Annotated in this window: 13 protein-coding genes and 1 pseudogene; 7 read left to right on the top strand and 7 right to left on the bottom strand. The window is 65.4% G+C overall.

The genetic code is table 11. The annotated features are described in order from the left end of the window. Nucleotides 1–149: 149 nt before the first annotated feature. The 3 genes from ABIB27_RS15070 to ABIB27_RS15060 all read left to right on the top strand — a co-directional run bounded on the left by ABIB27_RS15070 (nt 150) and on the right by ABIB27_RS15060 (nt 2,522). The gene (locus tag ABIB27_RS15070; protein WP_354215288.1) at nt 150–413 is read left to right on the top strand and encodes a hypothetical protein; all 264 of its coding nucleotides are present in this window, start codon (nt 150–152) and stop codon (nt 411–413) included. A 546-nt stretch (nt 414–959) separates the two neighbouring features. Next, a complete protein-coding gene (locus tag ABIB27_RS15065; protein WP_354215287.1) occupies nt 960–1,280 on the top strand; it encodes a universal stress protein in 321 nt (106 codons plus the stop codon). Nucleotides 1,281–1,337: 57 nt separating this feature from the next. Continuing rightward, on the top strand, nt 1,338–2,522 hold the full coding sequence (locus ABIB27_RS15060; protein WP_354254186.1) for a cation:proton antiporter domain-containing protein: 1,185 nt from the start codon (nt 1,338–1,340) through the stop codon (nt 2,520–2,522). Between the two features lie 131 nt (nt 2,523–2,653). Here the strand turns inward: ABIB27_RS15060 and ABIB27_RS15055 are convergent, their stop codons facing one another. After that, complete coding sequence (locus ABIB27_RS15055) at nt 2,654–3,112, bottom strand: universal stress protein (protein ID WP_354215285.1); 459 nt, start codon at nt 3,110–3,112, stop codon at nt 2,654–2,656. Between the two features lie 132 nt (nt 3,113–3,244). On the opposite strand from ABIB27_RS15055, the gene ABIB27_RS15050 reads away from it, so the two are divergent. Next, nucleotides 3,245–4,585 carry an APC family permease gene (locus ABIB27_RS15050; RefSeq protein WP_354254184.1) on the top strand — a complete coding sequence of 447 codons (1,341 nt, stop codon included), beginning with the start codon at nt 3,245–3,247 and terminating at the stop codon, nt 4,583–4,585. Here ABIB27_RS15050 and ABIB27_RS15045 read toward each other — a convergent pair. Next, nucleotides 4,493–5,344, bottom strand: coding sequence for a methyltransferase domain-containing protein (locus ABIB27_RS15045; RefSeq protein ID WP_354254221.1), 852 nt, complete (start codon nt 5,342–5,344; stop codon nt 4,493–4,495). The genes ABIB27_RS15050 and ABIB27_RS15045 overlap by 93 nt on opposite strands. A gap of 146 nt (nt 5,345–5,490) precedes the next feature. Here ABIB27_RS15045 and ABIB27_RS15040 point away from each other — a divergent pair, with 146 nt between their 5' ends. Next, a complete protein-coding gene (locus tag ABIB27_RS15040; protein ID WP_354215282.1) occupies nt 5,491–5,736 on the top strand; it encodes an FAD-dependent oxidoreductase in 246 nt (81 codons plus the stop codon). 6 nt (nt 5,737–5,742) lie between these two features. Further along, complete coding sequence (locus tag ABIB27_RS15035; RefSeq protein ID WP_354215281.1) at nt 5,743–6,705, top strand: FAD-dependent oxidoreductase; 963 nt, start codon at nt 5,743–5,745, stop codon at nt 6,703–6,705. 564 nt (nt 6,706–7,269) lie between these two features. Here the strand turns inward: ABIB27_RS15035 and ABIB27_RS15030 are convergent. The 5 genes and pseudogenes from ABIB27_RS15030 to ABIB27_RS15010 all read right to left on the bottom strand — a co-directional run bounded on the left by ABIB27_RS15030 (nt 7,270) and on the right by ABIB27_RS15010 (nt 10,562). Further along, nucleotides 7,270–7,572, bottom strand: a complete 303-nt coding sequence (locus tag ABIB27_RS15030) for a LapA family protein (RefSeq protein ID WP_502909227.1) — start codon at nt 7,570–7,572, stop codon at nt 7,270–7,272. 283 nt (nt 7,573–7,855) lie between these two features. Then, nucleotides 7,856–8,326, bottom strand: coding sequence for a Rossmann-fold NAD(P)-binding domain-containing protein (locus tag ABIB27_RS15025; protein ID WP_354215279.1), 471 nt, complete (start codon nt 8,324–8,326; stop codon nt 7,856–7,858). Between the two features lie 18 nt (nt 8,327–8,344). Continuing rightward, on the bottom strand, nt 8,345–8,473 hold the full coding sequence (locus ABIB27_RS15020; RefSeq protein ID WP_354254182.1) for a hypothetical protein: 129 nt from the start codon (nt 8,471–8,473) through the stop codon (nt 8,345–8,347). After that, nucleotides 8,464–8,589, bottom strand: a pseudogene (locus ABIB27_RS15015) (four-helix bundle copper-binding protein); the annotation flags it as partial. The pseudogene ABIB27_RS15015 and the gene ABIB27_RS15020, both read right to left, overlap by 10 nt. A gap of 650 nt (nt 8,590–9,239) precedes the next feature. After that, nucleotides 9,240–10,562 carry a DUF2254 domain-containing protein gene (locus ABIB27_RS15010; protein WP_354215278.1) on the bottom strand — a complete coding sequence of 441 codons (1,323 nt, stop codon included), beginning with the start codon at nt 10,560–10,562 and terminating at the stop codon, nt 9,240–9,242. Between the two features lie 208 nt (nt 10,563–10,770). Between ABIB27_RS15010 and ABIB27_RS15005 the strand changes: the two genes are divergently transcribed. Continuing rightward, the gene (locus ABIB27_RS15005; RefSeq protein ID WP_354215277.1) at nt 10,771–11,283 is read left to right on the top strand and encodes a DUF421 domain-containing protein; all 513 of its coding nucleotides are present in this window, start codon (nt 10,771–10,773) and stop codon (nt 11,281–11,283) included. Nucleotides 11,284–11,447 lie beyond the last annotated feature (164 nt).

Here is an 11,447-nt window from a genome sequence, read left to right as displayed (position 1 = left end):
CCGGCAGCGGAAAAGAGAGAGCAAGAGCAAACGACCAGCTGTGCTTGCAACTATCCAGGCCATGGAACGCAGCCGCGTGCCCATCACGGTCGCGGAGGTTGCCCGACGCGCCAGCGTCAGCCCCAGGGCTCGTCCGGCAGGAACCGCTCATGCGCGAAGTCAGGAACGCCAGAGCCCGACTGACCAGCGGAGTACATCCCAAGGCGACGGACTCAACCGGCGGCTCGCTCAGCGTCGAACGCGAGCTCCTGCGCCACGAAGACCAGCGGCTCCGCCACGCGATACGCAAGCATCGCCAACTCATTTCCGAACTGCTCGGGGACCAGATCGACCGGACGGACGCCCAATCCCAACTACTCCACGTCCAGGAACTGACAGACCAAACCGCCGCCCGGTCACGGCAGGCTAGCTAGCGAAGCACTCCAACAGATGCATCAGTTGCAGCACCAGCCCATAGCCCCTGTCTGCGGACTTGGAGGGTGATCGACTCCTTTTCGCGGCACGCACTCGCCGTCGGGCTGGTCGTGGAGAGCGGTGGAAGAGCCGGATCAAGACTATACGGCCATGGGTTTACTCCGAGTCCGGATCGGTGGACCACATGAGTGCGTGACGCCATCCCCGGAACTTCACCCTCCCCCGGCCCGGATCCCTGCCGGGGCAGCCATGATCCCGGCGATGCCTGGCACCGTGAGGCTGCAGCGTTGTGGACGCCGGCTGAACGAGTCACTCGCACGGACCTCGGTCCGGCTGCTTCGAATGAGCGGCCTTCAGCCGCGGCCTGCAAGGGGCGGCCCAGAAGACAGCCTTGACCACTCGCCAACGACGGGCACAGACTGACACTGCCCAGGGCCGTCGGCTGCTGGGACGCGAAAGGACAGAAGAATGAACGGGACCGGTACATTCCTGATCGTGGTCGGTGTCGACGGTTCCGAACAGTCGCTGGCCGCACTTCACTGGCCGTGGACGAAGCGCGCCTGCGCCACGGAAAGGTCCGGGTCATCACCGCCTGGCACTATCCTCCTGTGCCATCCAGGGTAGAAGACAGCGGTATCGACGACTCCTTTCACGCCGCTGAACGTGTCCTGGACATCGCCGGAAAAGTAGTTCGGGATTCCCCCGCGATTGCGTTGCTGGATGCGGCGAAAGACGCGGACCTTCTCATCGTGGGATCCCGCGGCCACGGAGGTTTCGCCGGGCTCCTGATCGGATCAATCTCCGGCCAGGTCTCCCACCATGCGCCCTGCCCCGTCCTGATCGTCCGGCCCAGGAGCGCCACCTGATTCCTGGCGCCAAAGCAGTTTCGCTCCTGAATTCTGGCGCACGCAAGCAGACGGGGGATGCGGATGATCCCGATGCTCACGCTCGCTTTCGCGGTGCTGCTGGTACTCGGCGTTCTCATTTCCGAACGCGCCAGCCGAACGGTGCTTTCCACGGCGGTACTGTTTCTTCTCGGCGGCTTTGTCCTGGGCCAGGGCATGCTTGGCTTCGTTCCCATACAGCCCGGGGATCCGGTGGTGGGGGTTCTGGCCCAGCTGGCCCTGTTTTCCGTCCTGTTTACCGACGGAATGAAAGTGGGACTGTCGGACCTTCGAAGCGCCTGGCGTTTGCCTGGCCGGGCACTGCTGCTCGGGCTGCCACTGACACTTCTTGTCACCGCACTGCTGGCCCATTACATTGCAGGTCTTCCCTGGCTTCCGTGCTTCTTGCTCGGTGCAGTGCTGGCACCGACCGATCCGGTGTTCGCGGCCGCCATTGTGGGGCGCAAGGAAGTTCCGGGGCGCTTACGCCACCTCCTCAACGTCGAGTCAGGACTCAATGACGGGCTGGCCCTGCCCGTAGTCCTTGTGCTGCTGGCCCTCGGTGGCGGAACGGACGTCGGGATCGGGGTCCTGGCCGAAGAAATAGCTCTGGGCCTGCTTATCGGAGTTCTCGTGCCGCTGATAGTCATTTGGCTGGAGCGGCTTCCCTTTTTGCTGGCAACGAAAGGACTGCAACCGCTGGTGGCGGTATCCATCGGCCTGCTCGTACTTGCCATCTGCCTGGTGACCGGAGCCAACCTCTTCCTCGCAGCGTTCTCGGCCGGCATCACCGTGGCCACCGCAGGCCCGGGTTTCCGGGAGGAATTCGAACAGTTCGGGGAACTGGTGTCGGAACTGCTTAAGCTGGCCGCCATCCTGGTCTTTGGTGCGCTGATCACCCCAACGTTCCTGTTCGGAGAGATCGCGTGGACAGGGTGGGTATTCGCAATCCTGGCTATCGTCGCGGCCCGCCCGCTGGCTCTGCTGGTTTCGTTCCTCGGCACACGGCTGCCGGCCAAAGAGCAACTGGCGGCGATGTGGTTCGGCCCCAAAGGGTTCGCCTCTGTGGTGTATGGGCTTCTCGTCCTCGAATCAGGTGTGCAGCGCTCCGATGAGCTCTTTCATCTCGTGGCGCTGGTCATTGTGCTGTCCATCCTCGCCCATTCCTCGACCGACGTCATCGTCGCCAGGCAATTCGAGAATCACCCTCCCCCAACACCGTAATACTCCCCCGATTAGAACCGCAGCACGCCCGTTCAGTGGAAGTCAGGCAGTCATGCTGTTGACGGCCCGGCACACGCCGTGCCGGGGTCTTGGCAACATACCAATCCGAGGACAATTGCCACGGTCATCCCTCAAGAGGCCTTGGGCCGGACGACCAGGACAGGACATGGTGCGTGGTGGATTACCTGGGTCGAGACCGAGCCCAGATGCAGCCCGGGAAATCCGCCGTGACCCCGTGAGCCGACGACGACGAGATCCGCGTCCTGGGCGGCGTCGAGTATCGCTGACGCCGGTGAATCACTGCGAACAACCTGCCCGGTGGCGGCCACGCCCTCATCTGCAGCGGACTTCAGCGCCTCAGCCTGCAGCGTCCCTGCGATTGTCTCTGGAGACTCTTCAGCGGCAATCTCACCCGCCGCCGTTTCCAGCACCGCCGGGTACCACGCCATCGGCGGCTTGCTCCAGGCCGTGATCAGGCGGAGCTGGCCGTTGCGCTGGCGGGCCTCGGCCACCGCCCAGTTCAGTGCTGTCTGAGAATGTTCGGAACCGTCAAAACCAACCACAATCGTGAATGAGCTGTTACTGGTCATTTGTCTTTTCCTTTCACCGGCCTCAATGAGCATCCTAGACCCCGCGTTCCCGCGCCGTTCAGAGTCGGTAGTGCTACGGTCGGCACAGGCACGGAATCCGGCCGTCACTGTCGTACAGATTGGGCGCAGCATATGGATAGCGGACCTCCGACACCCAAGGCGGCGTTTCATCCCAGGACGGCCGCGCGCCGGGACAAGGGAGTGGGCAGGCTCCGCCTGCGTGATGCGGTGGCGATGGCGGTCGGGGGCATGATCGGCGGGGGCATCTTCAGCGTCCTGGGTGTCACCGTCGCACTTGCCGGACATCTCGCTGTCGGAAGCTTCGTGATCGGCGGGGCGATCGCCATGGTGACCGCGCATTCCTTCGCGGCGCTCTCGGCCAGGGCCGGTCGCTCCGGCGGCCTCTTCGTCTACCTGCACAATGCCGGGTTCCCGCGCACCGGCTCCTACATCTCGTGGCTGCTGATGTTCGGTTATCTGATCGCCGTAGGAGTCTATGGGTTCACCTTCGGCCACTACGCGGCGCACGCTTTTGGTTTGCCGGGGGCATTCGCGAACGTTTTCGCTGTCCTGATCCTGCTGGTGTTTTTGGGGATCAACCTTCGCGGGGTTGGGGCATCGGCGCTGTCTGAGGACCTCGTGGTCCTGATCAAGGTCGGGGTTCTGGCCCTGATCTCCGTCATCGGGTTCGCGCACTTTTCCCCGGAACGGCTTGCCCCGCTGGATGAAAAGGGTCTGGCCGGGGCCATCGTGGCATCGGCATCGATCTTCGTCGCCTACGAGGGGTTCGAACTGCTTTCCTACGATTACGATGACCTCGTCAGGCCACGCTGGACACTGCCACGGGCACTCTACCTCTCGGTCGCGCTCGTCACCTTGATCTACGTCACTGTGACGATCGGCTCTCAGATGCTGGTCAGCGACGAGGTCATCGTGGCCCAGAAGGAAGTCGCGTTTGCCGCGGCCGGCCAGGTGGCCCTGGGGCCGGCGGGGTACTGGATCGCGAGCCTCGGGGCGCTTCTGGCGGCGAGTTCTGCGATCAACGCCACCCTGTTCTCCACGGCACGCCAGATGCACGAGATAGCGTTGGCAAACGAGCTACCGGCGGCGTTCGCAAGAAGCAGGGCCGGTCTGCCCGTCACCGCGCTCGTGTTCCTGGCAGTGTTCGGTGCGGCCTTCGCCATGCTGCCGGACATCACTGCCCTGCTGACCTTCGGATCGGCGGTCTTCCTGGCCGTCTTCGGAGCCACGAACCTTCTCGCAGCCCGGGTCCTGGCGGGGTTCTGGCCACGGCTGGTCAGCGGTACCGGGTTTCTGGCCTGCCTCGGCGCCCTGATCGTCCTGGTGATCCAGCTCATCCTCCACGACCAGGCCACCCTGCTACTCATCGGCGTATCCCTCGCATCCGTCACCAGCCTGCGACTCGCCTTTGTCTGGCACCAGAAACGCGGCCCGGCAAGCGGTGCAGTGTGAACCAAACCAGCGCCTGAGGAACGCCCGGCCCTGCCCACACGGGTGACCAGCTCGTGGGACACTCAGGCTGCCCGCCCCCGCCGGGGTCCCGCCGTCACCGGGACGCCAGAGATCCGCGACCGCCGAACGGCCCGAACGTGCGCCGGGCCCTGAGCCCGGCCGCGCTAGTCGTGGCGGGGCTGCAGGGTCCCGGCCCGGATTTGGAGATGCCCGCCCCGGGCAGACCGGCTGAGGACGCCCGCACAGTCCTCCTCCACGGCCTGGAAGGGGTGGGCTAGGATATCGGCTCCGCCAATCCTGCAGGCAAGGCGGGCGAGCGGCGCCAGCCAGGGTGCCCGTCCGGCCGGCGCCTGCATGTCCACGACGCAGACGCGTGCCTCCGCGCGGAGGAGGCCGGGGATATTTGTCCAGGCGCACCGCCAGGCCGGCATCAGGGAGAGGGATTAGGTGGCGAGGGCGCCGTCCGAGGCGGCTGCCCCGCCCTGGTCCCGGATCCGGGCCGTGACGGTCCGGGCGTCGAGGCTGGTCATGTCGGCCTGGACCAGGATGACGTTGACCCAGCCGTGGTGCGTGGCCCCGGAGTTGTGCCTGGCGGAGCATTCCGGGGCTGCGGTCGATGCCGATGATTGTCCCAGCGGGTCCGATCCTGTCCTGCAGGAGCGGGAAGTTCAGGCCGGTCCCGCAGCCGATATCCAGGATCTGATCCCCGGGCCTCGGGTCGAGTGCATCGATGCCCAGGATACGTCCTGCCCGGTACACGGCGAACTCGCCGGAGAGCACGTCGTAGGCCGGCGCATAGATGTTGTACTTGTTTTTGACGGTGCCCTCCCGTTCCAGTTGGCCACGCACGCTGACGATGGGGCAGGATTGGGTGCCAAACTTACCCGACGACGGAGGGCACGGACATGGTGGACAGGGACGGGATTGTCGATTTGCTGGTCCTCGGCGGCGGCACCGCCGGGCTTGTCGGCGCGATGACGGCCGCCGACGTCGGCGCCCGGACGGTGCTGGTCGAACGCGACCGGACGGGCGGTGATTGGCGTGGACCGGCTGTGTCCCGTCCAAGACACTCCCTGCCGCCGCCACCACGACCCGCACAAGGGCAATGCTCACCGGGCAGGCCCCGGACTTTTCCCTCGTGCGCACCATGATCCGGGATGCCATCGCGCCATCGAACCGGTGGATTCCCCTCAGGCCCTGGAGGCTGCCGGGGTGCGGTTCATCAGGGGCGCTGCAAGGTTCTCCGCTCCCGGCGCGGATCCGAGGTCACGCTGATCATCCGGTCAACGATCCTGCCCAGAGAAGACCGCGAAGCAGCCGCACTAGTCAAGACCAGCCTGGAAGCGGACGGCATCCGGATCCTGGAACACACCCGTGTGGAACGGATCAGCCCGACCGGATCCGGTTCCCGTCTGGAACTGGACGAGGGCACAGCCCTCACCGCCGACACCGTCCTGCTGGCGGCCGGACGGACGGCGCGAACCGTCGGGCACGGACTCGAACAACTGGACATCTCCACGGACGCCCACGGCCAGATCATCACCGATCCCGGGATGCGCACCACTAATCCGTCCTTCTGGGCCACGGGGGATGTCACCTCCCATCCCAGGTTCACTCATGTTGCCGGGGTGCACGCCAGTATCGCTGCACGTAACGCTGTTCTTGGCCTGACCAGCAAAATCAGTCCCATCGTGCCCCGGGTCACCTACACATCTCCCGAACTCGCCGCCGTCGGCACAACTGGCGTCACGGGGACGGACGCCCATGTCCTGACCACCCCCCACACCCACGTGGACCGGACCGTCACCGACAACACCACCGCGGGCTTCACCCGGCTGCACGTAGACCGGGCCGGCCGGATCCTGGGCGCCACCATCGTCGGGCCCCGCGCAGGGGAATCCCTGGCCGAGGTCGTCCTGGCCATGGAACGCCGGCTGAAGACCTCCGACATCGCCGCGGTCACACACCCCTACCCCACCTACTCGGACGGGGTATGGCACGCCGCTATCGCCGACACCCGTGCCCGCCTGCGCGCACCAGCCGCGGCAGCCCTTATCAAAACACTGCTGTTCCTACGCCGGTGGCGGACCGACCTGAACACCCGGCGCAAACGACGATAACCGGGAAGACCAAGGGCAGACCCGATTTCACGTTAGAGGGGCCTGAGCGGAAACGGACCAGGCGGTGCCTTCGAGGGTGTCCATCCAGCCGTACCCGTCTCCTGCCCGGTTGTCGGCGGGGAGGACCGGTCGTCCACCGGCTCTGTGGTGTCGCCGCTGACGGCGTGGGTCATGGTTGTTGTGCTCACGAGGTGATGCTCCGTTTCGCTCGGGCGGGGCGGGGCGCCTGGCGTACCGGCTACCCCTTCTCCCCCACCATGTTTTTGCCTGCTGGCGGAGCATCGCGTAGCTGTGCCCGACGGAACCGGGGCAACCCGAAGGGCAACCAGCGGGCGGGTTGTGTGAGGAAATAAGCGCAACGCCGAACACGAAACGTCGGCTGCGCGGCCGGCCGCAGCACGGTTGAGCCGGTGGAGCGGGCACGTACGATCCAACGGACAGCAGCAAAAAAGGTCAAGAAATGCTTGTGCTGTCCGAGCGCAGCGAGGCCCTTCGCGTTCTTGCTGACCAGGGCCCGCTCGGCGGCTCAGGAAGTTGGGCGCCGTCCCGACTAGCGCCGCGGACTCACGGCCCGGGCGTGGGGCCTGGCCGGCCGGTGGCGGCGGGCCCCGACGGGGCCGGAGGCACGGCGGGCGGGTGACGGCGTTGGCTTCTCAGCTGGAGGATCCGCGCTGCCCCGGCGATCGCGACCAGGATCCCGCCCGCCACTGCCGCGATAAACAGCGCCATGCCCAGGGAAAGCTCGCCCGCGGCGCCGAAATAGTACACGGTCACGCGATCCTGGTTCTGCAGGATGAAGATGATGAGCAACACCAGAAGAACGAGACCCGCACTGACCGCAACCCAGATCATCCCGGCCCGCGTCACGTCCGTGGTCCCATCCCTGTGCTGGGACGGTTTCCCTGGAGGGCGTTTTGGCTTGGAAGGGGCAGGTTTGTTGACCGGCCGCGAGGCGGGGTGCGGCCCCGTTGATGGAGCCGGCGCTGGATCAGCAGCCACGTTTTTTCATCCCCTAACACCGAAGGCGTCCGTCCGTGCCGGACGGATATTCACAGGGTACTCCTCCCGCAAGCCCGCGTCCTCTGCCGGGTAAGTCCCAGCGCTGGCGCCGCGCGGAAGGCTGTGGCTGGGTCACGTCCGGGCGACGAATTCAGTCCCTGATCGCCTCGGCGCGGACAACTTTCTCAAGCGGCCAGCCGGGGCGCCTTTGCGGGAGTTTTCCAGTTGGTGGCGGCCCGCGCTGGTTTCGGGGCTCAGTGAGGCAGTAGGTGGGCGGTGAGGTTGCGGCGGTGAGGCCGGTTCGGGTCGCGGGAACGAGCAGCGCGGCGGCCAGGACGTGGCCGCGCTGGCCGGAGTTGGCCAGCTTGCGGTGGTGCGATTCGTAACCGCGCAGCGCGGTGGTGGGGTCACCGGGGGTGCCGGCCAGGGCTCCGGCGAGGGTGGTGGCCCCGGTCATGGCGAGGCTGGACCCGTCTCCGACCAACGATACGCAGGACGCGGCGTCGCCGAGCAGGGTTACCCGTCCCCGGGACCAGCCAGGCAGCCGGACCTGGCTGACGGCGTCGAAGTACAGGTCGTCGGCGGCGCACACCTGGCCGCGTAGGTCGGGCAGTTCAGGCACCGGCCACTCATGCGGGGTTTAGGCGTCGAAAAGGATCCGTTGCTGGGCCTGGATCTGGCGGTAGTCCAGGCCGGGTGGGCCGCGGAAGATGAAGCCGGCCCCGGCGGTTCCGCGGACGGGATGGATGGTCAGCGACCGTCGGCGCACGCAGTGCACGTTTGGGCGCACTCAAAGCATGCTTGGATGCATTCGACTAGTTTGGCCTTGTCGATGCTTCCCGTGCCCAGAGGGTGGGCGTCCAGCATGGACTGTACATGTGTCATTGGTTTCTCTTTTCCAGGTCTATTCAACAGGTCGTGGTGCATTGCAACGGCGAGACCGTTTTTTACGTCCTGCTGATGGAAAGCTGAACCACCGTGAGCGCCGGAAGATCCGGCTCCGGGGGGACAGCGCTGGAAAGAAGTCCGTCACCGGGCTGCCGCTGGAGCAAAGCGGGCGGGTCCACCGCCCCTGTCTTCAGCGGGGCCGGTTCGCCGCGCGGAGCCTGCCTCCGTTCGCAGCAGTCCCGCTCCATCGGCTCGGGGTCACTACACGGGCCGGCCTGATGGACCACGCGGACAGCCTGAGAAGCCGACGACCGTGCCTCACCCGGGCCGGGTGAAGTTGCCGCCGGAGGAGCCCCTGCCTCAACTCCTTCAGGGCCGGGTGATGGGGTCACCACTGACTGAAAGGGGTTGTGTCCAACGATGGCGTACCGGCTGCCGTGGGTGTGCGAGGCGGCCCCCGTGAGGAGAAGAGCCGCGAGGAAACACAAGAAAGCGCTTCGTAGCGAAGCATCCCAAGCGAAGGCCAACTCAGCGCGGCCATCCCCACTTCCTGTTGGACACGTCTGCGAGCCTATCTTCGGATCTCCATCCGGTTGGTCACACGTGTATTACTTTTGCCACAGCTGAACCCCGTTGGGTTGCCGGTTCTATGTCTGCTGGGTTCCTATGGAGTCGGCCTTGTCCAGCAGGTTTTTTCGTTCGGGGCCTGAGTAATCCCCGGCGCCGATGGCGTTGCGCATGCGGCCCAGGTGGTCCAGGATCTCCATCCGGTACTGGCCCTTCGCATCGCACCATGCAAGTTCGTGAAGGAGCCCCAGGAGGCGGCGCGCGACGGCCGCGTCCGCGGCGCCGTATTGCCGGGGCTGGTTCATCGCCATGTCGAGCAGGTCCCGGAGCGTGGGAAGTGACAGCACCACCCTGACGCGCGCGTCCTCGTCGGTCACGTGCTCCGGGCCGGGGTTCCTTCCCGCCAGCCGGCACAGCAGGGCCGAGAGGTGCCCGATGACGTGCACTGCCGTGGTGGGGTCGTTGATGCCCGGCGAGAGTGCCCGCGCGGCGACATCAACCAGTTGCCGGAACCCGAACCCGACGTCCTGGACGTTGGTGCGTTCATACCCTGTTGCCACAGCGGCATTGACATCTTTGGCCAGCTTCTCGCGGGCCTCGTGTCCTAATATTCTTCCCGGTTCGGCCGCCCAGGCGGTAGCGAAGGGAACGTCCTCCACGAGGGAGCTGCCCGGTTCCCGGTCTATCCGCACCACGGCACCGGAATCTCTCGCGGCCTGCAGGAGTGCGCCTTTATCCAGCGACGTCAGGAAGCCTGAGGAGCTGGATTTGATGTGGAAGGCGCCGGACGCCGGGACGGGTTCGGGCCCGCGTGCGGGCCGGTCCTCGGGAAAGACCCGGTCGATGGTTTCCCGGGTTTCCACGTTGACGTTGCGCATCATGGTTTCCACACGGATTTCCCGGGTGAGATGCGCCAGGAAGAGCACCAGCCCCACGACGCTGGCTATGGCAAGCGCGAACGAGAGGGTGACCGAAATTTCCGGTACGAAGGCGGTGTTTCCGTTGCTTTCGTCGCGGACGCTGCGCAGGACCGTCAGCGCGAAGGCGAAAGATGCCAGAAAGAGGGCCAGCGTTACGTGCACAAACCGGTCGGAAGTGAAAGTCCGCAACAGCCGCGGCGAGAATTGGCTGCTGGCCAGCTGCAGCGTGACCACGGTGAGCGAGAAGGTCAGGGACGTCACCGTGATCAGGGACCCTGAGATGGCCTGCAGGACCGACCTGGCCGCTCCCGGGCCTCCGCTGAAGAGAAAAACACCGACATTCCCGGGCAGTTGGCCGTCGACAGCGGAATCCAGAGCAGGCACCGCCACACCCAGCACCACGGCGAGGGCAACTGACAACGCCGGGAGAGGCCATAACTGGCTCCGCAGCGCGTCCAGCCAGTGCGCGGCACGGCCGTTCATCAGCAGCGGTCCGCCTGTAGTGAAGGCACTTCAGTCATAAGGTCCTGCTCTTCCTACCCGAAGGCCAGCTTTCGACGGGCGATTCAGCTTCACTGCCTACTGTCCTTTGGTTTGCAGCTAACCGAACCGGAAATACCCAGCGTACTGTCAGTGACGTTCCCCTGTCCCTGATATCGGCCGACTACCGTATCGAAGGAGCATGAAGAGTATGTGGTTTGATTCCTGGGCGGATATTCTCCGTGTCCTGATCATCGGTTCAGTTTTGTATGCTGCCCTGGTGGTGGTCCTGCGGGTTTCGGGCAAGAGGACGTTGGGGCAGCTCAACGCGTTCGATTTCATTGTGACGGTCGCCTTGGGATCCACGCTCGCGAGGATCCTACTCAGTTCTGACGTTGCCTTTTTGAGGGGTGACGGCGTTGGCGCTGCTCGCGGGCCTGCAGTTCGTCGTCGCGTGGGCGTCCTCGCATGTGCCCGGGGCCAGATCTGCAGTGACGTCCAAGCCCGTGGCACTCGTTTTTTTGGAGAACTTCAGCATGCCCAACTGCGCAGAAACCGCCTCAGCGAATCTGAGGTGCTGCAGGCGGTGCGTGGCACCGGATCCGGCGACCTCGCCGACACTACAGCGGTGGTGCTTGAAATCAGCGTCATTCCCAAGAGCAAACTCGGCGATGGGTCTGCTCTCTATGGTGTCCACCATGCTCCGTGGTCCGGACATTCATGACAGAACAAGGGCCCAGTGCCGAGGCCCCGGGCGCATCTGCGGGAAGCGGCCGGCTTCGCCGAGCTGACGCACTGGCCCGGCGGCTGGACGGGCCGAAGAAGGTCCTGAATGTCATCCTTTCTTCGTGGTGCTCGGCTATCTGGTAGCAACAGAACCGGCAATGG

The organism is Arthrobacter sp. UYEF21, assembly GCF_040546085.1.
GTDB lineage: Bacteria > Actinomycetota > Actinomycetes > Actinomycetales > Micrococcaceae > Arthrobacter.
This window is presented reverse-complemented; position numbering and strand designations above follow the sequence as displayed.